Raw genomic sequence first — 21,786 nt, 5'->3', positions numbered from 1 at the left:
CAGGGGCGCTGAGCAAGGACTCAGTTCCCAGACACCATAGGGAAGCAAATAGGGAGGATAACGGAATGGGCAAGGACAAAGTAAGAATTGGCATTATCGGTGCTGGACGTATCGGCAAAATCCATGCAGACAACCTGCTGCGTAACCCGCATGCCGAAATTGTTGCGATCAGTGATTTGTTCGCAGGACCTGAACTGGAGGCGTGGGCCACTGAACGCGGCATCTCTGTTGTCACTAAAGACAGCAGTGAGCTCATTGCCATGTCAAACATTGATGCAGTATTAATCTGTTCTTCAACAGATACACATGTACCGTTGATCGAGCAAGCAGCACAAGCGGGTAAACATATCTTCTGTGAGAAGCCGGTAAGTATGGACTTGTCCCAGACCGAAGCGGCTGTAGCGGCTGTAGCAAAGGCTGGCGTGAAACTTCAGATCGGATTTAACCGCCGCTTTGACCACAACTTCAGAAGAGTACGCTCCCATGTGCTGGAAGGCACGATTGGTGATCCACATATTCTCAAGATTACTTCCCGTGACCCGAGCCCACCACCTGCAGAATATATCCGGGTATCCGGCGGGATTTTCATGGATATGATGATTCATGATTTCGATATGGCCCGTTATCTGTCTGGCAGTGAAGTTGAGGAAGTTTATGCCAAAGGTAAGGTACTCATTAACCCGGTATTCGCCGAGCATGGTGATGTAGATACAGCCATCGTTACATTGACGTTTGCTAATGGCGCAATTGGTGTGATCGACAACAGCCGTCAGGCCGTGTACGGATATGATCAACGTGTGGAAGTATTCGGTTCCTTGGGCAGCGCTTCAGCGGATAATGATCATCCGAATACAGCGGAGATCAGCACAGTAGCTGGACTGATGCGCGATAAACCACTGCACTTCTTCCTGGAACGTTACAATGAGGCGTATGTGCAGGAGACCGCTCTTTTCATCGATGCCATTATTCATGATAAACCCGTCATTGTAGACGGTAACGATGCAGTACAGGCGGAGCGAATCGCTTTGGCAGCCAAGATGTCCATGGAGCAGGGAAGACCTGTGAAGATGACAGAAGTCCCAGGTGCATCGCGTGAGACGCAACCGGCAAATTAATTCGTATTTAGTAGAAGTTGCAAAGCAATTTTCTCTTCAAATAAATGAACGATACCGTCACATAAGGATCAGATCAAGTGATAGCAGACGAGTATGGAAGGAGTGGATCAATAACATGTCAGAACTTATCGTAAAACCTGCCGCAAACCCGGAGGCAGACGGAACAATATTAACGGTGACACCGGAATCTGCTGGCTGGGAATACGTCGGATTTCAGGTTGCAAAACTAGCAACAGGGGAGAAGCTAAGCCGTGAGAGTGGAGATCAGGAGCTCTGTGTTGTGCTTCTCAGCGGGCTTGCGAATGTAAGCACTCGGGAGCACACGTGGGAGAATATCGGGAAACGCATGAGCGTTTTCGAAAAAATTCCTCCGTACTCCGTCTATGTGTCAACGTCAGATCAGATTGAAGTTACGGCACTTACCGATCTGGAGATCGCGATTTGTGTTGCCCCAGGGAAAGGGACGTATCCTTCGCGACTAATCGCTCCTGAGGATGTAGGTGTGGAAGGACGTGGTTACGGCAATCTGGAGCGTCATATCCATAACATTTTACCGGAGCAAAAGGAAGCCGACAGCCTGCTGGTCGTTGAAGTGTTCACGCCAGACGGTCACTGGTCAAGCTATCCGCCGCATAAACATGATCGGGATGCGTTGCCAGACGAATCTTTACTGGAAGAAACGTATTATTTCCGTGTGCAGCCGGAGCAGGGTTTCGCCATTCAACGCGTGTATACCGATGATCGTTCTGTGGACGAAACACTTGCCGTCAAAAACGGTGAGGTCGTGCTTGTACCGAATGGATACCATCCGGTAGGGGCGCCTCCGGGATATGAAGTCTATTATCTGAATGTGATGGCAGGGCCGACACGGACGTGGAAGTTCCATAACGACCCTGACCATGAATGGCTGTTCAAAAAGTAAAAGTCATAAGTAATTTCGTCTTCACATTGCGTAAGCATTATTCCCCCTTCATAATAAGAAGAGAATAATCATCTATGTATAATGAATTTATATATAGCACAAATGGGGAAAAACGATGAAAGCAACCATTTACGATATAGCACGCGAGGCGGGGGTATCGATTGCCACCGTCTCGCAGGTGATTAACGGCAAAGGCAAGATCAGCGAGAAACGCCGTGCCGAGATTATGGAGATCATGGAGCGGCTTCACTATCAACCGAGCGCAATTGCTGCTGCACTGACAGGTAAACAGACGTATACGCTAGGCCTGCTTGTACCGGATATTTCGAATCCGTACTTTGCCGAGCTTGCCCGGGCAGTAGAGGATCGTAGCCGCCAGTTGGGATATAGCGTGGTGATCTGTAGTACGGATAACAAGGACGAGCGAGTAGAGCGATACCTGAATCTGTTGCAGCAAAAAAGAGTCGACGGCATGATGATCGGAACCGGGATCGATAATGCCGAAATTCTGTCACCGCTCTTGCAGCAGTCGATGCCTGTTGCGCTGATTGCCCGCCATATGCCCGCGTTGTCGGTGCATACGGTCACTATTGACGATAGGCTTGGCGGCTTATTGGCTGCGCAACATCTGCTTGAACTTGGACATACTCGTCTGGCGGTCTTGTCTGAGCCATCCAAAGTCAGTAGCAGTCAGGAAAGGATACGTGGCTTCCGTGAAGCATTAAATAAGGCAGGATACGTACTGGAGTCCGATCAGATTCGCGAATCAGCTGCAGATCTAGGCTCTGCCAAACAAGAGGCGTTGCGGCTACTCGGTGAACAGAATCATCCGACAGGCTTATTCTGTTGTAATGATATACAGGCGATTGGTGCACTTCAAGCAGCCAAGGAGTTAGGACTACGTGTACCGAGAGATGTATCCATTATCGGATTCGACAATACGATCCTCGCTTCGGTAACGAGCCCGCCCCTAACCACGATTGCCCAACCAATTGAAGATTTGGGTCGCCGTGCAGTGGATTTGTTGATCGATGAGCTAAAGGATGAGCAGAAAGCTCCACAAAAAATTGTACTTAAACCGGAGTTGGTGGTTCGGGATTCGGCAGGTCAAGCACCAGCAGAGCTACGTAAATAGTCACAGTATTTGATGTAATACACGGGATCTAACCGCAAATGTTGATAATTTATCTGCTGCGGTACCATGCAAGTGTCCAATGGTGTCTGTGGCACATAACCAAACAGTAAACAGACCTTATTAGCACCATCTGGAGCATAATAAGGTCTGTTTTTTTATATCTTTAATGCTGATTTCTTGATTTAATCAGCTTGGATATGCATGTCCTTTTACAGAGGTCATCCGTATTGATATCGAAGATTACACCTTGAACTTTTTCACCTCGTCGGCCAGTGCTTTGGATTGCTCAGCCAATTCATTGGAGCGCTCGGAGATGCTGGTAATGTAATTGAATTGCTCTTGTGTGGAAGAAGCCACTTCTTCCGTCGAAGCAGCGCTTTGCTCCGACATCGCCGCAACGCTGGAGATCACCTCGGCAACTTTGCCAGCATTGTCGTCCAGTTCCGTCGTTGCAGAGGACACTTGTTTCAGCTGAGTTTCGATTCCCTCAATCGACTGTTGAATGCGAACGAAGGATTCACGCATGTTGTGCACGGCAGCAACCTGTTGTTCAACACCCTGTTCAGCCGTACGTACTTCGTTAACACTCATGCCGCTGGCTGTCTGAATTTCATTCAGCAGTATGATAATGTCTTTGGCAGAGTCAGCAGATTGCTCGGCAAGCTTGCGTACTTCTTCTGCCACAACAGCGAAGCCCCGTCCGTGTTCACCCGCCCGTGCAGCTTCAATGGAGGCGTTTAACGCCAGCAGATTGGTTTGAGAGGCTATGCCTTGAATCATAGCAACGATGCCCTCAATCTTCTGAGACTTGTCGGCAAGCAGTGTAATCGACTCACCTACCCGGTCAATGGAGTGTCGATTGCCGTCTGCCAGTTCAACCTGGTGATCCACGGCTTGCAGACCTGTGAGCATCGCTTCAACGGCGTCGCGTATCATCTCCACCGATTGTTCTACACTGCGGTTAATACCCCCAACATTGTCACTCATAATAGCCAGACGACCCGATCCATCGTAGACGGATTCAGCTTGTGTGCTGGAGCCTTGAGCCAGCTCATCTGTGGCAATCGAAATTTGTTCAGCAATTCGTTTCGTATTTTCCGTGTGTTCCTGCATCTCTTCTGAAATGCTGTGTACCCGGTCAGCCGAGGTGGTGACTTGGCGTAGCAGTGTGCCGAGTTGATCTGACATCTGGTTAAAGGCGATGCCGAGTTCGGCAAATTCATCTTTGCCCTTCGCGTTTACCCGTCCCGTGAAGTCACCGCTTGACATTTGCATGGAGGTCTGGTGCAGCTGTTTCAACGGTTTGATGAACAGAGTCGCAACCCAGTAAGCTCCAGCCAGTACCGCCAGAAGTGTAGCTCCAATAATTAGAATATAATTATTACGCAACTGATAAAATTCAGCATAGGCAAGTTTTTTTGAAATCACGGAACCGATTACCCAGCCTGTACTAGGAATCTGGTTATAGAATACCAGGTAATCTTCGCCGTTATAATGAAACGACTTTTCCCCTGAAGGGTTGTTCTGCATATCTGCCAGCAGGGGGCTTAATTCTGAATTATCCTTGGCGGAGGTGTTCACCATTTTTTCCTCTGGATGGGCGAGAAGCATTCCATTTTTGTCTATCATAAAGGTGTATCCGAGTCCGTTCAGATTAATTTTTTTGACCGTGTCCGTTAATTTGGAGAGTAATAGGTCGCCTGCAACGACGCCTTCCAAAGCTCCTTGCTTGTTATGTACAGGCATTGCGATGGATACGGCATACTCTTTGGTCATCATATCCTGGTAAGGATCGGAGAACATCAGAGCATCCGCTTGTTTGGCCTGCTCATACCATGGACGTTTACGGGGATCATAGCCGGCGTCTGGAGACCAGTCGGAACCGTTCATGAAAGTCCCGTCTTTTTCCGAGCCAAAATATAGATCAGACAAATTTTCTTTATTGCTGCCCTTGTTCATCACATTAAAATAGTTTTCTGTAAGCGCCCCTTCAGGTACGCCATCTTCAATAACAAAGCCTAATGTTTCGATAATTTTGGCGTTACTGGAAATCCAGCCGTCCAACTGGTTAGCCGAAGAGGTCATCACACCCTTGAGCGCGGAGTCAACATTACGAGTGGCTTGTTTCTCCGTCTGATACAAACCAAGTAATGCGATTGGCAATGCAGCGATCAGCACGGCTGTCAGAAACATCATCATTAATTTAGGTTTGAGCTTCATTCCAATTCCCCCCACATGCTAATCTCTTTTTTCTTCGCAAGCTTATGCAATATATCGTCATTTCGAAATCAAATTTTAGTTCTTTCTCTAAAGTTACCGCCCTAAATGTTCAAATGCCAAAAAGAGGCTCCCCGCCGGAGAACCCCATTGTCTATATAAGAGCTATATTTCGCATGTTTATTTCAATAAAAAGGCCAATGCCTCATCATATGTTTCCCATTGAAATTCCGTCTGATGTTCTGATTCTTTGGAGATACGATTAAGCTGCATCTTGGCGATCGCTCCACCGACAGCTACACTAGCCCGCTTCATGCCCAGTTCTTTTGCTCGTTTTTGATGCGCAACCATTTTATCTTTGGTATCTTGTGGAAAGGCTTTCAAATTTCTCATGTCGACTAGTACATCAAATGCGTTACCCAGCTGGGGAGCAATTCTCTCGATCTCCGTATTAACGTGTTCGACCTGCTCGGGTGATACAATCCCTTCCCAGACAATCTCAATAATAGGTTTAGGTGAATCCAAACGTCTGACAGACATACAGGCAACTCCTCATTCATCAATTTATATGTGTGAGCCTATTGGCCTATTAATCATACTCTTTTATACGTTAAATAAAAATGTATACACATATCATCATAGTACGAATGGACTATTATTTTTTTTGAATGCAAGATGTAGATATGTGGAGGTTCAATCATCCCGTCATCCATGTTGGGGGAATCATAAAAGCCGCCCGGAATAAATTCCTAGACGGCTTTTATGAACATCCATCAGTAGTGCAAGGTAGTAGCGGAAACGGTTAAAAACCAATCTTCAGGCTTTCCCCTTCCGTAGCAATTCCCTTGGAAAGAGTGATGCTTAGTTTCTGCTCTGCAGTGAATCCAAGAGTCTCACCATCATGCAGGGTAACATCATTCTCGACAACATAGGTGGTTGTCATAAACATCATCTCAAAGACATCACTTAATGGCTTGGACGATCCGGCAATCTCAATCTCAACTTTCCCGAAGTTACGCAGGCCGTAAGTATATGCTGAAGCGCCTTCGAGGTTTTGATACAGACCAATGAACACCCACAGAGGTACCGGTAATTCATCTTCTTTGAGCCCGCGGCTTACCTCCACATACTTACCTGCTTCAACGACAAGTGGAGACATGTAGATTGCGAGAGCATGATCCAATTGCAGTAATGCGGATGCGGTTTGAGTAAAAAGGATATGTCCCTGGATAGCATCTGTTGCATTGAGAACAGATACAATGATCTGAGACTGGTGCCGTGAAGTCACCTGTTCAGCTTCTGGCCAAAGAATGTTTAACTTCGCATTCTCCTCGACCTCTCGATCGGGTACAGGTGCGGCAATGTGAGCGCACACCACCTGCATTCCATCGACTTCAAAGAAGAGATTGCCTTCCTCGGCTTGTTCATTAATCTCAATATTCCATTCCATCTTCATCCGGTCGATAAAAAGATTAAAATCACAGTCTTCCCGTTCTAATAGCACAAATCCGACAATGGTTTGACTATAATCCGTCTGCGGAGCAGCAACGCTGGATTGTACCTTTTCCTTTTTGCGCCGACGCAGCTTGTCAAACAGTCTCATGACATGTTCCCCTTCCTACTTCCAGAATCATTCTGGTGATTGTAAGATATACTTCCTACCTTACCACATCTGAGGGTTCAGTCGCAGATTATGCACGTTTTAAACAAGTTACAGGAACAATACAAGCAAAAGTGCTATGATTGCCGGCAAACCTTGTTTGATAATAATGGATCGTGAAGAAGTTGCACCGCCGTAGAGAGCCGCAATGATTACACATGCTAAGAAGAAAATCTGAATATGCAATCCTACACTGGAATCCGGATATAACAGGCCCCAGATCAGACCGGCTGCAAGAAAACCGTTGTATAGACCCTGATTAGCGGCAAGAGCTTTGGTGGAGTTAGCAAACTCCGGTGTAGTGCCAAACGTTTTCATCGTGCGTGGACGTGTCCACATGAACATCTCCATAATCATGATGTAGAAGTGTTCAACAGCAACAAGAGCGACAAAAATAGTACCGATCAAAAGAAACACCCTGCTTTCTAATATGTAATGAACTTCACAATCTACTTAATATATAGATTAGCATAAAGGCGAAAAATTTCAAATTAATTTTTAGCAATTTAATTGTGTAAACTACAATTGGATTTCATTCGTTATTTTCTTCTAACTTCGAAAATTGGGTAAGATAATAAAATATACCCATCAGCATCTACTGATTATCAGAAATTCATACACAGGGTAACACAACTCAGAGTAACAAGGGAAAGTAGATTATCCAGAAGGGGAGTGGAGTTTAATGGGAACAGCTCAATTTGTTCTGCTGGCAGATGATCCGTCTACATTTGTAACAAGGGTAGTGCCCTTTATTGATATTGAACTTGCGGGAATACCGGGGGATCGGCATTACGGTCTGTTAAGACCAGCAGATTCCCGTCAGAAAATCTACAAACGTGGTACGCTGATTGCCAATCGCCGGCAGATCAGCATCGTTTCTGAAGAAGAGTGCGCATGGATTGCCCAAAAGATGAGCATTCCGGAAGTTCGTCCCGAGTGGCTCGGAGCCAATATACTGGTGCGCGGTATAGAGCGATTGACCGAACTGCCTGTGGGAACCAGACTTCTGTTTCCTGATGGAACAGGCTTGATCTGTGAAGGAGAGAACCTGCCTTGTGTGCATCCTGGAAAAGTCATTGAACAGTTCTACGGACAGGAGGGTTTGCGCAAAAAGTTTGTGCCGGCCGCCCGCAAGAAACGCGGTATCGTCTGTTCCGTTGAACGTGAGGGTGTCGTTCACACAGGAGACACCATTGAAGTGGTAAACTTGCCCTAGGTATCCGGCCGCCGTATTTGTATAGATTATCGTCCTGCGTGGTTTACATCTCTACCTAATGTGTTCAGACAACAGCATATATTCTTCAGGTGTACTGCCAATAATGGATTTAAAGTCTTTAATAAAATGGGATTGATCGTGGTATCCCAAGTCTTGAGATAACTTGCTTAAGTCGCAGGTTAAACCATTTTCTATGCATTCGGCCGCATTTTGCAAACGATATAATTGGATGACTGTTTTGGGGCTGATGCCGATATATTGATTAAACAAACGCTGGAGCTTACGTGTATGCAGATTCCAGCGGGCTGACAGCTGATCTACTCTCAACATATCCCGATCCTGCTCAATGTGCTGCACGATAGCGCAGGTTAAGTTCGCTTCTATGTCCTCCGAGGGAAGGCGAGCAGAAAGCACCTGATCCATATAACGGACCTTGTCCTCCATGGCGTCTTCACCAAGCAAAATATCCTCTAATATTCTGGCACGGATGCCTAACAGGCCAGATACCTCCAGTGGTTTCCCGTAGAGTGTAGATACGGGTGCTTGAAGAAAAGGATAGAACCCTCCCGGTTTGAACTTTACGCCAAACACACGGCCTTTACCGTGAACAGTGTAGGTAAACTTTTGATCAGAAGGCCCGAAAAAATAAGTTTTGTTTCGCTCAACAACCAGGTTGACGCAGGGATTAGGTACTACATGCTGGGGATACGGCTCAAGATCTGCAAGATCCCAGGAGACCACCCAGTAATGTTTGACAAAAGGAACCAGCACCTCGGCTGGAGGCACTCGTAATAACTCATATTGTTGGTTGCCCTCTTGCAAATGCAGAAGTCCCATGGAGGGGGAAACACGATGGCCTGTCCTTTTCATTCTTGTGTACTCTCCTTCCTGATTGGATATGATGATGAAATGATTCCGGTAACAATCGAACTCCTTTAGTATACCGGATATTTCGTTGTTGTCGCGTTTTTACAATACGAGCCACGAGTTTAACGGTAGGATAAACGTGCGGGGAACAGCCGCAATTTGAATGTATAAAGGGAGTGACTATCTAATGGATCTAAAATATGAATTTTATATCAATGCAGGACGTGATGAAGTATGGAATGCCTTGATTTCCCCAGAGGGTACACGCAGCAGTTTTTTTGGCAGTGCGCTTCGCTCGAATTTTCAACCTGGACAGCCCTTTGCCTATGTTGGGCCGGGTAATGATGGTGAGGAAACCGTTCATGTATATGGCGAGATTCTGGAGTTTGAACCGCTCTCCACGCTTAGTTATCGGGAACATCCGGGGCCTTCGTACCATGCCAATCATGCCGAGCTCCAGTCGAGAGTCATCTTCCGGTTAGAGAGCGTGGGGGAGTGTACCAAGCTGACGCTGATCAATGATCAGTTTACAGACAATCATCCGTCCTTTGCCAATGCGCAGAATAGCTGGTGGATGATTCTAAGTAGTATTAAAACATGGGTAGAGACGGGCAAAACGCTTAATTTCGGATGGTAAAAGAGAATTATTTTTATGTAAATCGGAGTTATACAAAAAATAGATAGTCATCTAACAACGTGAATCTTGCCCTAGCGGGTCGAGGTTTGCGTTTTTTTTTATATTAGCGACTTTAGACCTACACTTCTTGTCTTTTTATGTCGAAGTATATATAAAGACACCTGATATAAGAGGGGATATTGCCGATGTTTCTGAAACGTAGTGAAGTAACCAAAACAAATCGTGTAGATTCACATGAGCAATTGCTGAGTTACAGCCGTCGTTTGCTTGAGAACGCTCAGAAGGGCCAGTTTTGGAGCGGGACAGACGCTGATGCACAAGGCAATGATGAAATTTTGGGGAATATTCAAAAAGCGATGCAACTGCTGCAATCACAGCATGAGGTTGCGCAAATGCGTCTTACCATGTTGAATCAGGCGCTTCAAGCGGCGATATGGGAGTCTAAGATCGTTGCAGGTAATCCGCTGGATCACAATAACATCGTTTCATTCTCGGAAGAGTTCCGTAGGATGCTGGGCTATAGTAATTCGAAGGACTTCCCCAATGAGTTCGCCAGTTGGGCTAAATCTGTGCACCCAGAGGACAGACCACAGCTTGTGGAGGATATTACGAGACATGTGAATGATCCGAATGACCAAGCGGGATATAATGTTACAAGCCGTATGGTTTTGAAAAACGGAGATATTCGTTGGTTCAGATGTCTTGGACGACTTCTGAGAGATGCTACAGGTACTCCAGTTAAGTTAATTGGAGTCATGTTCGATATTCATGAGGAGAAGATCAAGTCAGATGAACTCGAGGCGCTTGTTACCCGTTATGATCTTGTTAACCGTGCACTTGTGGAGGCGCCTTGGGATATGACGGTGGTAGCCGGGGACGTGGTCAATCCAAACAATGAATTTTGGTGGTCCCCGCAATTCCGGAGAGAGCTGGGCTTTAAAAATGAAGAAGATTTTCCGAATGTATTTAGCAGCTGGAGCAGTCGTCTTCACCCGGAAGACCATGACCGGACAATCAATGAGTTTGCTAAACATATGAATGATTACAGCGGCAGAACGCCGTATGATCTCGATTACCGTTTGCAACGGAAAGACGGGGAGTATCGCTGGTACCATGCGGGTGGGGAGACCATTCGTGATGAGAATGGAGTACCGCTTCGTGTTGCTGGTACGATTCGGGATGTGACTCACCAGAAGAATAAAGAAGTGATTGTTGAAGCGATGAATCTGAAAACAAAACAATTATCAGAATCGATCGAAGAGATGGTACGGGGTATTAACTCAATCACAGATCAGGCCCAAGAACTGGTTAACGCTCAGGAGTTATCTGCCGATGCCGCAACGCAGGTGCGGGATAGTGTAGAAGAAACGAAAAATATTACTGCGTTTATCCGGGAGATTGCCAGTCAGACGAATCTACTCGGTTTGAATGCCGCCATTGAAGCCGCGCGGGCAGGTGAGCTGGGCTTGGGATTCGGCGTTGTAGCTGGCGAAGTGCGGAAGTTGGCTGATCACAGTTCGGAGGCAACAGTCAACATTGAAGATAGCATGCAGAAAATGAAAACGTTAATTGATCATATTTTGCAACATATCGGCAACATGTCCACATTGACTCAAAATCAGGCGGCTTTGACACAGCAGGTCAATGCTTCAATGGATGAGATCAACAATATGTCGCAGGACCTGGTGAACTATTCGCGCAATTTGTAGTTTCTGTGTAAAAAATAGACACATTTTTTTCGTTCAACTTTGATGTAGTAAATAAAAGAGGAAAATCAAAAATCCACCGGATTTCATATCCCGGTGGATTTTTGATTTCATTCTTTTTATAGAACGCTATGCAGCGATTCGTAATTATACTTGCAGTACTTTAATCAGGTTGGTGTTACCGGATTGGCCGATTGGAACACCGGCGGACAATACGATAATGTCGCCTTTTTCAATGTAACCTGTTTTGATCGCATTTCGTGTTGCAGATTCGAACATTTCATCCGTTGTTGTCACTTTATCGCCCATTACCGGAATAACCCCGGAGAGCAGGCAGATTTTGGACAGCACTTCTTCATGTTGCGTGACCGCGATAATTGGTGCTTTTGGACGATATTTCGAGATCATGCGAGCGGTAAAACCACTCTCTGTTGAAGTGATAATGGCTTTAGCATTCAGAACGAGGGAAGAGCTTACTGCTCCTTGACTGATGACCTCGGTAATGTCAGCCACTTGTTGTGCAGATTTTTGGTTGAATTGTTCTTTGTAATCAATCATCGTTTCTGCGCGACGTGCAACAGCAGCCATCGTACGAACAGATTGGATCGGATATTTACCAGCAGCGGATTCGCCAGACAACATGACAACGTCTGCGCCTTGCAGCACCGCATTTGCCACGTCACTTACCTCGGAACGAGTTGGACGAGGGTTTACTTGCATGGATTCCAACATGTGTGTAGCGACGATAACCGGTTTGCCGGCCTTGTTACATTTGTCGATCATTTCTTTTTGCATCATCGGTACGTCTTCAATGGGAACTTCAACCCCGAGGTCACCGCGAGCTACCATAATGCCGTCTGATGCTTCGATGATATCATCCAGGTTGGTCATACCTTCCTGGTTCTCGATTTTGGAGATGATCTGTACATGGTCTTGACCGCGTTCTTTGAGAATGCTACGGATCTCACGGATGTCATCGCCTTTACGAACAAAGGATGCTGCGATAATTTCGATGTTGTTCTCGATCCCGAATCCGATGTGCATGACGTCACGCTCGGTTACGCCTGGCAAAGTTGTTTTGATTCCCGGCAGGTTCACACCTTTACGTGGTTTCAGGATACCGCCGCTAATGATTTTGCAGTGAATCTCTGAACCTTCAACAGACAATACCGTCAGATCAACCAATCCATCGTCAATCAGAATGCGATCTCCTGGTTTAACAACCAGATTCAACTCAGGGTAATTTACAGCGATTCGTTCTACATCGCCGAGAACGTCTTCTGTGGTAAGCGTGAGTTCTTTACCTGCTTGAAGGTGAACAGAAGCTTCTTTTAATTTGCCGATCCGTACTTCCGGTCCTTTGATGTCCATCATAATAGGTACGTATTTGTTCAGTTCAGCAGCAGCTGTGCGGATATTGTTAATTCGTCCCACGTGGTCTTCCAGCTCTCCATGAGCCATATTCAGACGGGCAACTGTCATACCTTCCTGAATCATTACTTTCAACGTTTCGATTGAGTCACAAGCAGGTCCCATAGTACAGATAATTTTGGTTTTCAACATGCTAATATCCTCCTCATATTTAGTGCTTATGTGTACATTGTAGCGTTTTCTGTCGAATCACGATATGAACTATAGTACAATGATTAGAGTATAGTCCGATAATGAGGTGTTATATGGTTACTCCACTTGAAGTACATCATGTGAATGGCGTAGGGTGGTACGAAGAAGCCGTGCAACCACAAGGGATTTGGCGTCTTAGCTTGGTTACATATGGAAAATGTGTATATTGGGTGAACGGAGATAAACAGATCATGGAAAAGGGTGAATTGTTACTTATTCCCGGTGGGACACCCTATTATGGAAAGAGTATTCCTACGGTTACGCACACCCAGTTTGTTATTTTGTTGAGGCAAAATGAGACCGCAGAACTGCCTGCACTCCAACAGCGTGAACCATTGAGGCATAAACCGGGCTGTTACGAACTGATTCTTCAGAGAATGAAGGGCATCCAGCAACAATGGGAAGAGCGTCCCTCTTATTATGTCATGATGAGCCAGGCCTTATTGATGGAAGTCCTAATTTATATTAACCGGGAACTCGATCGAGGGATCATTCCACCAGAGAGGCGTCGGTACGTGGAACGGATGAAACGTTATATTGAGCAGCATTATCGGGAGAAAGTAACTAAGGAAGAGCTTGGTGACGAGATCGGAAAGTCTCCCAATTATGCGGCCTCCCTGTTCAAAAGTGTAACGAATCAGACCATTAGTGAATACGTTCATGATCAACGGATAAAAAGGGCCTTGTACCTGCTTACCGAGTCGCAGCTCTCCATCCAGGAAATTGCCGAATTTCTCGGCTACCGGGATTTGTCTTATTTTTACCGCATATTCAAACGGCTCATGGGCAGTCCGCCATCCGATCTGTTGCATGAGCGTCCCCCGATTGTCTAACAATTGACAGCTCTTACTGGTCTAGTGGAGTTTTTCATAAATAAATTTGGTCTGATGAATGAAAAAAAAGAGGGCTAAGATGCCCTCTTTCATTATTAATGTTGTTGTTGAAATGTAACATGTCGCAACCTGTTTATCTACAATGTTTTGTCCTGAAACTACGTTAGGCATTTCGGCTTGGCTGCGTAGATCGGAGTGGTTGCTTGCTGTTTTTTGCGGTCTGTCCCAGGCGTTTCGCAAAGACATGAACTGCCCAATACGCGGCTTCAGCAAAAGCAATGCCACCAACGACGTCCAGCATGGAATGCTGTTTGACGAAGACAGTTGAAGCAATAATGAGCCATAACCAGACGGAGCCGAAGATTCGCACGGCAGGTTTAACGTTCAGATGTCGGTTAAGAATAATGAACAACATGTAGCTTGTTAAACAATGGACGCTTGGAAAACAGTTCACAGGCGCATCATTGGAATAGATGAATTGCACAAGTACACTGCTTAGATCTGTTCCAGTCACTTCCGGACGTGGTACATACGAGGGGAATACCACAAAACAAACATTGGCCGCCATCACCCCGACGTTATAAATGAGCAGTGTCCGCCAGAATAACGACTTATTCGTTAAACCAAGATAGAGAAAGCTTAGATATAGAATAGGCATCCAGCTGACATATGGAATAATAAATTCTTTGATAAAAGGAATCTGTGTATCAATCCAGGCATAATTGTAAAAGACATCACTTCCCGCTTGACTACCTAGGAACATATAAATGGAGCCTTGAAGTGGTATACATAGAATGGCCAACAGATGTCCCCATCTTTTAAAAAATGCTTTCATAAAATCCTCCCTGATTCGATATGCATTATCAATTTCATCGTTATCTAAGTTTCATAGTCAGTTGACGCTAAATGGATGAAGCATCCCTGCAGTTTAAATCTTCATTCTTACTATAATGGACAGGCAGAGGGATAAGCCATACCTGATTTTAGGGTAATTTACAATTCGATATATCTCTTTTTTGTTACTTTTTATGTTTTTATCCAAATCGAGATAGGGATAGGAGTGACTATATTATGACTAAAGAGTCATAACGTGTTTGATAGAGCTGTTACGCGGCTAGAAATAACAAAGGACCGTGCCCTCCCTTACGAAGCTTTCAAGCTGTTCATGCAAGGTATTATATTACGCACTCTTTGGAATGGGTACACATGCTCCGAAAAGGATTATAGAACTTTTATTTCTCCTATTATTCCCTGATCCGTTCTTGCCTTTTTTCGTATTTCTCGCTATCGTGGTATACTTTAGACAGTGGAAAGTCAGGCAAGAGAAGTTTAACCAAGGTGTATTTGAAGAACGGCAGGTGAAATAATGGAGAAGACGGCGCAGGACGTAGCTGAATGGATGGTCGCTGAGATTAAGTTTACAGGCACACTTCGTCAGGAAGTGGCAATAGAATATGTAAGAACCCATTACGGAGAGCATTTTGTTTTTGTTAATGAGAACGGTAATGCTTCCTTGTCCAAAGAGGTGAAAAAAGCATTTCGCAAGCTTCATGGCGGGCGGGTTGCTTGGGATCGCGATGCTTTTAGATGGGCATGGACTTAGTTGTGTTGTTACGCCGGGCCCCGACATATTGTTGCATTGACTCTGAGTGAGGTTGGCAGTAGGCCCCTGAGTATGATGGATATGCAAGGACAGAACATTTTCACAAATCATGTATAAGTTCGATGGGAACTGCATATCCTTTCATAAGACTGCAGATAAACAATTTTTAACAGAGGACAACACAGGCCAGTTATGGCTTGAACATAATAAACAGGTATTTCCAAAGCTGTTTGAAAAGAAAATACAATGATTTGCTTTTTGAATCGATTAGAGGTATACTAATAATCAAGTTGTACAGAGTTGAAAACCTAATTCACATATTGTAAAGGGCGATCACTTATAGTTTATGACTGGTACCTTTTTCAATGTGTGAATTTTTATTTGCTTGCTGCAAAGAACAAAGGAACATGTTAATCTTTATTTGGAGGTGTAATTCACATGCAAAACGGAACAGTAAAATGGTTCAACGCTGATAAAGGCTTCGGTTTCATCGAAGTTGAAGGCGGAGAAGATGTATTCGTACACTTCAGCGCTATTACAGGCGAAGGCTTCAAAACGCTGGACGAAGGTCAACGCGTGCAATTTAAAATTGTACAAGGAAACCGTGGTCCTCAAGCAGAAGAAGTTGTAAAACTGTAATTAAAGCATAGCTGCCTTTAACATGTTATAATGATAAAGGCAGCTTCTTTTTTTTGATTTGAATAGATGAAGTTGACCCAACCGTTGTCGAGGCAGAAGTTCGGCGGACGTTACACTTCCGCTAAGCAGTGGCTTTTGTGAAATGACGTCAGTAAGATGTGTTTCCATAACAAAGGGGGTAGAAGTCATGTATAATCGCAAAAAACCGTTGGAAGAAATTCCACAAGCAGATGCAGCAATCTGGGAATGTACGAGTGATACGTGCAAAGGATGGATGCGGGACAATTTTGCGTTTGATAGCGTGCCTACTTGTCCAATATGTGCTTCTGAGATGGTTAGCACAACTAGGATGCTGCCATTGCTTGAGAATTCGAATAGCAACCTGAAAACGATGTCTAAAGGAAATCGGATTTAATATAGCTTACCCGCCTCTCACGAGGTGTTTTTTTTTAGATAAAGTAAACATCCGTTACCGAGGTAGGAAAATTAAATAAGAACATCCTGGCATTCGTTTAAGGCGAATGCCTTTTTTGTTGCATAAAAAGAGCCTCTTCCTGTTCCGTAATCGAACAAGAAGAGGCTTTTGTTGATTGCTAATAATAGCTAATTGTTATTGAGGTTTAGATAAATAAGAATGGAAGAAGGAACAATGTAGCGATTAGGGCAACATCATAGCCAGCTCCGTATCCGTAACCGCCATAACCACCGTATCCACCGCCATATGGGTAGCCACCATAAGCTGAAGATTTAGCTTTTCTGGCGGATGTTAATTTCTTTTTGTTTACTCTACGCAGTTGTTGCTTGGATTGGATGGAAGACAGGCGTGGACCTTGAAAGCATTCATTCAAGTAGACCTTCCCATCCCGGCAACCTCCAAGTGTACCATACATATGCGTGCCGTCTCTCATGACAAGACAGACAGGGCGCCCCACATGCGGTGACACCGTTTCTTCACATACCGGATGAATTCTGTGCATGCATATCCCCCTCATCGTTGCGGTTTGCCGCCTGAAATCAACGGTTTGTATATCATAGTAGGAAACGAGTGGATTGGTATGGACGAGTACCCGGTTATCTCCATAGTCAGGAGCCGTTTTTCGGTTTGTTCCATAGACTGGAGTAAGGGAAGGAGGGGGAGTCGTGGATTATCATGATTTGCTTGCTCGTTTAGGAGAAGGAAGTGCTCATCCTGGTGGATTTTCGGCTACGCTGCAATTGCTTGATTCATTATCCTTGCCTGCTCGGGTTCGTGTTCTGGAGATAGGATGCGGTACGGGAAGAACAGCATGTTATCTGGCTCAGCAGGGGTACGACGTAACTGCAATTGATCTACACCGTCATATGCTGGATAAAGCAGTAAGGCGTGCGCGTAAAGAGCGGGTTGATGTGCGTTTTATTCAAGCTGACGCTGCGGCATTACCCTTACCAGATAATCATGTGGACGTAGTCTTTATTGAATCGGTGACGATTTTCACCCCATGGCGCAAAGCGCTTGCTGAGTACAGGAGAGTATTGAAACCTGGAGGACTGCTTGTCGATCGGGAAATGGTTTTATCGGGAAGGAAAACGGAACTGATGAGTCGCAGACTGAAGCGATTTTATGGGATACGTACACTGGCAACGGTGTCAGCTTGGAAGAAGCGGCTGAGGGGATGCGGATTCTCAGAAGTTAAAGTGAAGGAGCAATCGCGTACAATGGGCAAGTGGGGAGTCGATCACGACCCTTTACGTGAGATGGATATGAACTGGATTGAGGACAAAAATATACAGCGAATGAGTCGTACGAATGACCGGTTGCTTCTGAGATACGGGCAAAGGCTGGGATATGCCGTGTTTACGGCGAGAGTTCCTACGGAAGCTGGGCTTAATTGAAAAAGAGGCAACCCTCATTCGTCATGATGTGGGTTGCCTTATACGTTACAGCATGTCGTTATCAATAATGCGCCAGTGATGTTTGAGCAGTGCTTCCAGCTGCGGTTTGTCCTTGGCACGGAAAGCATCTAGAATCTGCCTGTGCTCTTCATTGACTTCATGCAGCACCTCGGATAGTTTTGGCTTGTTATCACTGACATAGGACTGACGAATGAAGCTGTTCTTAAGTGTGTTCAACATCTCAATAACGGTGGCGTTGCCACATCGCTGGATGTACAGATTGTGAAACAAATACTGATTTTTGCTATAGGCTGCCAGATCGAGCTGGTTGATATCTTCGTCCATACGGGCGATTAGAGCTTCCATCTCTATAAGTTCTGAGGCTTTGAGATGATCCACTGCAAGCGTGGCGGCTAGTCCCTCCAGCGCACCGATGGCCTGCGAGAATTCAAGCTTTTTGCTTGTGTCAAAAGGAGCAACAATAAATCCCCTGCGCGGGATATATTGCAATAAATTGTCAGAGGTCAACTGAAATAAAGCTTCCCGAGTTGGGGTGCGACTGATATCCAGCTTTTTGCAAATTTCGGCTTCGTTAATCTTCTGGTTGGGAAGAAGCGTCCCGTCCTGAATCTTCTGAGCGATGTAATCGTAGACGTGGTCTTTCAAGGAACGGTATTTAGGAACCTCCATACAAATTCTCCCTTCTATATGTATAGTCATGATTAATGGTTATAAAGCCATGCAGGGCGTGCCGTCCGGGTGTTTCAAGTTTTTATCATCTTACCATCGAGGGGGGAGTTGGGCAAGCAAAGTTCGCACGCTGAGAGCTACATAAGTCACAATATTCAGTAAACATTTTATGGGATTAGAGTCTGAAAATGATCGAAAAAGCGTTGTCATCCTCGTATAGGTTTGTTACTATTGAAGATATAAACAAATGCATATCATATTATGTATATTGTATACAAATACATTATGTGTACATTCTTGATCATCATCCTAGGTCTAGTAGTTCATTCTCAGGAAGTATAAAGTTATTGTGATATGTCGCCGTGCTCGTATACAAACAGGCTGATGCGGAAAAAGAGGAAACAAGTCGTAAACGCAGATCAACTCGCATACACTGTTACTGTATTTTGTATACAATATTATGTGGAAGGTTGTGAAGGAATGCCAGATACCGAATTGTTCATTCAATGGTCGGAAACGTATGCTGCGCCTAATTATCATCCACTTCCCATCGTCATTGAACAGGCAGAAGGGGTGTGGGTAGAGGACCCTGAAGGCCGCCGATATATGGATATGTTAAGTGCGTATTCAGCACTGAATCATGGACATAGACATCCTGTCATTATTCAGGCGTTGAAAGATCAGGCAGACAAGGTCACATTGACATCACGGGCATTTCACAGCCATACTGCAGCAATATTTTATCAAAAACTGTCCACGTTTACGGGGAAATCCAAAATTTTAGCTATGAATACGGGAGCAGAGGCGGTTGAGACAGCGGTAAAAGCCGTACGAAGATGGGCATATCGGTGCAAGGGAGTACCTGAAAATCAGGCTGAAATCATCGTATGCTCTGGCAATTTTCATGGGAGAACCCTTACGGTTACTTCTTTTTCTTCCTCCGCTGAATATAAAAAGGATTTTGGTCCGTTTACACCAGGGTTCCGAATTATCCCTTACGGTGATCTGGAGGCTTTGAAACAAGCGATCACACCGAATACGGCGGGTTTCCTTGTTGAGCCCATTCAGGGCGAAGCGGGAATTATTATTCCTCCAGCTGGATACTTGGCAGAGGCGTTTGCGATATGCAGACAACAGCGAGTCTTGACCATGGCCGATGAGATCCAGACTGGATTTGGGAGAACGGGGCGCCGATTCGCCTCCGATTGGGAGGGTGCCGAACCAGATATATGGATTATGGGCAAAGCGCTTGGCGGTGGTGTGATGCCGATCTCCGCAATCGCTGCCGAAGCAGACATTCTGGATCTGTTTGAACCGGGATCACACGGTTCTACGTTTGGGGGTAATCCGCTTGCCTGTGCGGTAGCAGTGGCCGCTTTGGATGTTTTGGAAGATGAGAAGCTTGCGGAGCGGTCAGAGCGGCTGGGGATTTATTTTATGGAACAACTTCAAGGTATTCAGAGCTCTGCGATTCGGGAAATTCGGGGCAAAGGTTTATTCATTGGGGTTGAGCTGGATGGCCCTGCACGACCTTATTGCGAACGTCTGATGTCGGCAGGATTACTTTGTAAAGAAACGCATGAAACAACTATTCGTTTTGCTCCCCCACTAACCATCAAGGAATCTGAGATTGATTGGGCTATAGAGATCATTAAAGAAGTGCTTGGTGATGCTTCATCGTAAGGGTAAGATGCTTCATTGGATTGTAGTTCAACAGCGATGAAAGGGAGCGATACTTTATGAAGAATGAGGATGTTTTGGCTACAGGAGAGCATGCGATGCGAAATGGTTCTGGTCAGGATACTCGCTATGTAAAGACTCATCAACAAGAAGTGGCTCTGATTAAAGTTCCTTTTGGATTAGCTGGTGCTAGAAATGGGGCCGAGTTAGGCCCTGATGAACTGATCACCGCCGGGTTGAAACGCGAAATTGCGAGTTTGGGGTTTCTCTTCAATAGAGAGGTGCGTGTGGATTGCCCCACACAATCAGTAACTCCACTTGGGCGCAAGACAGTAAAGTATCTGAATGAGGTTCAGCAGGTCAGTGAGCATGTGTGTCAAGAAGTAGCATCTGCTCTCGAAGAGGGAGCCTTTCCAGTTGTGCTTGGGGGAGACCATAGCGTAGCTATTGGTACTTTGGCAGGGTTAACTGCTCATTACAGCAATTTAGGTGTGATCTGGTTCGATGCTCATGCAGACTTGAATACCGAAGAACATAGCTTGACTGGTAATATGCATGGAATGAGTGTTGCGGCGTTTCTGGGACATTCGGCTTTTAATTTGTCACAGATCAGAGGTGCTGGTTCCTTTGTGAATCCGTCTAATCTGGTGTATATCGGACTTCGAGATCTGGATGACTACGAGAAGGAGCAGATCAGAGCATTGGGCATTCGAGCTTTTACGATGCATGATATTGATCGAATGGGGATGCAACACGTCATTGAACAGGCGATGGTGATTGCGGGTGAGGGGACGGACGGTATTCATGTTAGTTTTGATATGGATTGTCTTGACCCACGTGAAGCGCCAGGAGTGGGGACACCTGTGCCGGGTGGGCTGAGTTATCGAGAAGCGCATTTTGCGATGGAGTGTTTAGCAGCCAGCAACCGGGTTGTATCTATGGAATTGGTTGAAGTGAACCCGTTGCTTGATCAAAACCGGCATACGGCACGACTTGGTGTTGGATTAATTGCATCTTTGTTAGGTAAGTCTATTCTATAGAAGGAAGCGGAATGTGCTCAGAGGGAACAAATGTGATCTATAAGGTATGTTGCAGGGGGGTTATGTTATTGGTCGGTTGAAACATTATGCTGATCATATACGCGGCTTCCCTGTATTTATTACGTTGATAAATGTTGTGGTACAGCTGTGAACGTTCGTGTGTATTAAAGATATAAGTTCTAGTCTGTTATGAAGAAATCTAATGAAGTTTTATATTTTTAAAATAAGTGTTGCATTGTTATATCATACATGGTATATTCTAATTCCGGCCAAGAAAACACGGTTTACACGGTGCGGCAAGCAATGAAAAACAAGCTTCGAAAGAAACTTG

General features: G+C 45.3%; 22 protein-coding genes. 13 read left to right on the top strand and 9 right to left on the bottom strand.

What is annotated here, in order from left to right:
* The first annotated feature begins 65 nt into the window (after window positions 1–65).
* From iolG to Q9R46_RS28490, 3 genes are all read left to right on the top strand, one after another.
* Entirely contained in the window at window positions 66–1,115 is a 1,050-nt protein-coding gene (gene iolG / locus Q9R46_RS28500) for an inositol 2-dehydrogenase (protein WP_311282625.1), read from the top strand.
* A 115-nt stretch (window positions 1,116–1,230) separates the two neighbouring features.
* A complete protein-coding gene (gene iolB, locus Q9R46_RS28495) occupies window positions 1,231–2,037 on the top strand; it encodes a 5-deoxy-glucuronate isomerase (RefSeq protein ID WP_311282624.1) in 807 nt (268 codons plus the stop codon).
* A gap of 115 nt (window positions 2,038–2,152) precedes the next feature.
* Entirely contained in the window at window positions 2,153–3,172 is a 1,020-nt protein-coding gene (locus tag Q9R46_RS28490) for a LacI family DNA-binding transcriptional regulator (RefSeq protein WP_311282623.1), read from the top strand.
* A 240-nt stretch (window positions 3,173–3,412) separates the two neighbouring features.
* Here the strand turns inward: Q9R46_RS28490 and Q9R46_RS28485 are convergent, their stop codons facing one another.
* From Q9R46_RS28485 to Q9R46_RS28470, 4 genes are all read right to left on the bottom strand, one after another.
* Entirely contained in the window at window positions 3,413–5,392 is a 1,980-nt protein-coding gene (locus Q9R46_RS28485) for a methyl-accepting chemotaxis protein (protein ID WP_311282622.1), read from the bottom strand.
* A 177-nt stretch (window positions 5,393–5,569) separates the two neighbouring features.
* Window positions 5,570–5,929, bottom strand: coding sequence for a hypothetical protein (locus Q9R46_RS28480; RefSeq protein WP_311282621.1), 360 nt, complete (start codon window positions 5,927–5,929; stop codon window positions 5,570–5,572).
* A gap of 262 nt (window positions 5,930–6,191) precedes the next feature.
* The gene (locus Q9R46_RS28475; protein WP_311282620.1) at window positions 6,192–6,992 is read right to left on the bottom strand and encodes a DUF4261 domain-containing protein; all 801 of its coding nucleotides are present in this window, start codon (window positions 6,990–6,992) and stop codon (window positions 6,192–6,194) included.
* A 108-nt stretch (window positions 6,993–7,100) separates the two neighbouring features.
* Window positions 7,101–7,466: a DUF1304 domain-containing protein gene (locus tag Q9R46_RS28470; protein ID WP_145336664.1), complete on the bottom strand. Its 366-nt coding sequence runs from the start codon at window positions 7,464–7,466 to the stop codon at window positions 7,101–7,103.
* 265 nt (window positions 7,467–7,731) lie between these two features.
* On the opposite strand from Q9R46_RS28470, the gene Q9R46_RS28465 reads away from it, so the two are divergent.
* Window positions 7,732–8,265 carry an MOSC domain-containing protein gene (locus tag Q9R46_RS28465; protein ID WP_311282619.1) on the top strand — a complete coding sequence of 178 codons (534 nt, stop codon included), beginning with the start codon at window positions 7,732–7,734 and terminating at the stop codon, window positions 8,263–8,265.
* Between the two features lie 51 nt (window positions 8,266–8,316).
* Here Q9R46_RS28465 and Q9R46_RS28460 read toward each other — a convergent pair whose 3' ends face one another.
* The gene (locus tag Q9R46_RS28460; protein WP_311282618.1) at window positions 8,317–9,135 is read right to left on the bottom strand and encodes an AraC family transcriptional regulator; all 819 of its coding nucleotides are present in this window, start codon (window positions 9,133–9,135) and stop codon (window positions 8,317–8,319) included.
* Between the two features lie 184 nt (window positions 9,136–9,319).
* On the opposite strand from Q9R46_RS28460, the gene Q9R46_RS28455 reads away from it, so the two are divergent.
* A complete protein-coding gene (locus Q9R46_RS28455; RefSeq protein ID WP_311282617.1) occupies window positions 9,320–9,769 on the top strand; it encodes an SRPBCC family protein in 450 nt (149 codons plus the stop codon).
* Window positions 9,770–9,954: 185 nt separating this feature from the next.
* Window positions 9,955–11,478, top strand: a complete 1,524-nt coding sequence (locus Q9R46_RS28450) for a methyl-accepting chemotaxis protein (protein ID WP_311282616.1) — start codon at window positions 9,955–9,957, stop codon at window positions 11,476–11,478.
* A 144-nt stretch (window positions 11,479–11,622) separates the two neighbouring features.
* Here the strand turns inward: Q9R46_RS28450 and pyk are convergent, their stop codons facing one another.
* Complete coding sequence (pyk, locus tag Q9R46_RS28445) at window positions 11,623–13,038, bottom strand: pyruvate kinase (RefSeq protein ID WP_145336675.1); 1,416 nt, start codon at window positions 13,036–13,038, stop codon at window positions 11,623–11,625.
* Between the two features lie 113 nt (window positions 13,039–13,151).
* Here pyk and Q9R46_RS28440 point away from each other — a divergent pair, with 113 nt between their 5' ends.
* The gene (locus Q9R46_RS28440) at window positions 13,152–13,931 is read left to right on the top strand and encodes a helix-turn-helix transcriptional regulator (protein ID WP_311282615.1); all 780 of its coding nucleotides are present in this window, start codon (window positions 13,152–13,154) and stop codon (window positions 13,929–13,931) included.
* Window positions 13,932–14,094: 163 nt separating this feature from the next.
* Here the strand turns inward: Q9R46_RS28440 and Q9R46_RS28435 are convergent, their stop codons facing one another.
* Entirely contained in the window at window positions 14,095–14,766 is a 672-nt protein-coding gene (locus Q9R46_RS28435) for a phosphatase PAP2 family protein (RefSeq protein WP_145336679.1), read from the bottom strand.
* Between the two features lie 531 nt (window positions 14,767–15,297).
* Between Q9R46_RS28435 and Q9R46_RS28430 the strand changes: the two genes are divergently transcribed.
* From Q9R46_RS28430 to Q9R46_RS28420, 3 genes are all read left to right on the top strand, one after another.
* The gene (locus Q9R46_RS28430) at window positions 15,298–15,534 is read left to right on the top strand and encodes a DUF6953 family protein (protein ID WP_311282614.1); all 237 of its coding nucleotides are present in this window, start codon (window positions 15,298–15,300) and stop codon (window positions 15,532–15,534) included.
* Window positions 15,535–15,972: 438 nt separating this feature from the next.
* A complete protein-coding gene (locus Q9R46_RS28425; RefSeq protein WP_024633772.1) occupies window positions 15,973–16,173 on the top strand; it encodes a cold-shock protein in 201 nt (66 codons plus the stop codon).
* Between the two features lie 187 nt (window positions 16,174–16,360).
* A complete protein-coding gene (locus tag Q9R46_RS28420; protein WP_056697134.1) occupies window positions 16,361–16,588 on the top strand; it encodes a cold-shock protein in 228 nt (75 codons plus the stop codon).
* Window positions 16,589–16,793: 205 nt separating this feature from the next.
* Here Q9R46_RS28420 and Q9R46_RS28415 read toward each other — a convergent pair whose 3' ends face one another.
* Window positions 16,794–17,150 carry a hypothetical protein gene (locus tag Q9R46_RS28415; protein ID WP_123067401.1) on the bottom strand — a complete coding sequence of 119 codons (357 nt, stop codon included), beginning with the start codon at window positions 17,148–17,150 and terminating at the stop codon, window positions 16,794–16,796.
* Between the two features lie 163 nt (window positions 17,151–17,313).
* Here Q9R46_RS28415 and Q9R46_RS28410 point away from each other — a divergent pair, with 163 nt between their 5' ends.
* Entirely contained in the window at window positions 17,314–18,045 is a 732-nt protein-coding gene (locus Q9R46_RS28410; RefSeq protein WP_311282613.1) for a class I SAM-dependent methyltransferase, read from the top strand.
* Window positions 18,046–18,090: 45 nt separating this feature from the next.
* On the opposite strand, the gene Q9R46_RS28405 is transcribed toward Q9R46_RS28410, so the two are convergent.
* Window positions 18,091–18,735: a GntR family transcriptional regulator gene (locus tag Q9R46_RS28405; protein WP_311282612.1), complete on the bottom strand. Its 645-nt coding sequence runs from the start codon at window positions 18,733–18,735 to the stop codon at window positions 18,091–18,093.
* 480 nt (window positions 18,736–19,215) lie between these two features.
* Here Q9R46_RS28405 and Q9R46_RS28400 point away from each other — a divergent pair, with 480 nt between their 5' ends.
* Complete coding sequence (locus Q9R46_RS28400; RefSeq protein ID WP_311282611.1) at window positions 19,216–20,418, top strand: ornithine--oxo-acid transaminase; 1,203 nt, start codon at window positions 19,216–19,218, stop codon at window positions 20,416–20,418.
* Between the two features lie 56 nt (window positions 20,419–20,474).
* The gene (gene rocF / locus Q9R46_RS28395) at window positions 20,475–21,455 is read left to right on the top strand and encodes an arginase (protein ID WP_311282610.1); all 981 of its coding nucleotides are present in this window, start codon (window positions 20,475–20,477) and stop codon (window positions 21,453–21,455) included.
* Window positions 21,456–21,786 lie beyond the last annotated feature (331 nt).

Source organism: Paenibacillus sp. RRE4 (assembly GCF_031844205.1).
GTDB lineage: Bacteria > Bacillota > Bacilli > Paenibacillales > Paenibacillaceae > Paenibacillus > Paenibacillus xylanexedens_B.
Note: the sequence above shows the minus strand (reverse complement) of the source record. Positions and strands in the feature narration are given on the sequence as shown.

Bases quoted from the DNA above. Each gene is read 5' to 3' on its own strand.
- Q9R46_RS28455 (WP_311282617.1), top strand. From the start codon at position 9,320: ATGGATCTAAAATATGAATTTTATATCAATGCAGGACGTGATGAAGTA.
- iolG (WP_311282625.1), top strand. From the start codon at position 66: ATGGGCAAGGACAAAGTAAGAATTGGCATTATCGGTGCTGGACGTATC.
- Q9R46_RS28480 (WP_311282621.1), bottom strand. From the start codon at position 5,929: ATGTCTGTCAGACGTTTGGATTCACCTAAACCTATTATTGAGATTGTC.
- Q9R46_RS28430 (WP_311282614.1), top strand. From the start codon at position 15,298: ATGGAGAAGACGGCGCAGGACGTAGCTGAATGGATGGTCGCTGAGATT.
- Q9R46_RS28485 (WP_311282622.1), bottom strand. From the start codon at position 5,392: ATGAAGCTCAAACCTAAATTAATGATGATGTTTCTGACAGCCGTGCTG.
- Q9R46_RS28465 (WP_311282619.1), top strand. From the start codon at position 7,732: ATGGGAACAGCTCAATTTGTTCTGCTGGCAGATGATCCGTCTACATTT.
- pyk (WP_145336675.1), bottom strand. From the start codon at position 13,038: ATGTTGAAAACCAAAATTATCTGTACTATGGGACCTGCTTGTGACTCA.
- Q9R46_RS28460 (WP_311282618.1), bottom strand. From the start codon at position 9,135: ATGAAAAGGACAGGCCATCGTGTTTCCCCCTCCATGGGACTTCTGCAT.
- Q9R46_RS28440 (WP_311282615.1), top strand. From the start codon at position 13,152: ATGGTTACTCCACTTGAAGTACATCATGTGAATGGCGTAGGGTGGTAC.
- Q9R46_RS28490 (WP_311282623.1), top strand. From the start codon at position 2,153: ATGAAAGCAACCATTTACGATATAGCACGCGAGGCGGGGGTATCGATT.
- Q9R46_RS28400 (WP_311282611.1), top strand. From the start codon at position 19,216: ATGCCAGATACCGAATTGTTCATTCAATGGTCGGAAACGTATGCTGCG.
- Q9R46_RS28435 (WP_145336679.1), bottom strand. From the start codon at position 14,766: ATGAAAGCATTTTTTAAAAGATGGGGACATCTGTTGGCCATTCTATGT.
- Q9R46_RS28450 (WP_311282616.1), top strand. From the start codon at position 9,955: ATGTTTCTGAAACGTAGTGAAGTAACCAAAACAAATCGTGTAGATTCA.
- iolB (WP_311282624.1), top strand. From the start codon at position 1,231: ATGTCAGAACTTATCGTAAAACCTGCCGCAAACCCGGAGGCAGACGGA.
- rocF (WP_311282610.1), top strand. From the start codon at position 20,475: ATGAAGAATGAGGATGTTTTGGCTACAGGAGAGCATGCGATGCGAAAT.
- Q9R46_RS28475 (WP_311282620.1), bottom strand. From the start codon at position 6,992: ATGAGACTGTTTGACAAGCTGCGTCGGCGCAAAAAGGAAAAGGTACAA.
- Q9R46_RS28415 (WP_123067401.1), bottom strand. From the start codon at position 17,150: ATGCACAGAATTCATCCGGTATGTGAAGAAACGGTGTCACCGCATGTG.
- Q9R46_RS28420 (WP_056697134.1), top strand. From the start codon at position 16,361: ATGTATAATCGCAAAAAACCGTTGGAAGAAATTCCACAAGCAGATGCA.
- Q9R46_RS28425 (WP_024633772.1), top strand. From the start codon at position 15,973: ATGCAAAACGGAACAGTAAAATGGTTCAACGCTGATAAAGGCTTCGGT.
- Q9R46_RS28405 (WP_311282612.1), bottom strand. From the start codon at position 18,735: ATGGAGGTTCCTAAATACCGTTCCTTGAAAGACCACGTCTACGATTAC.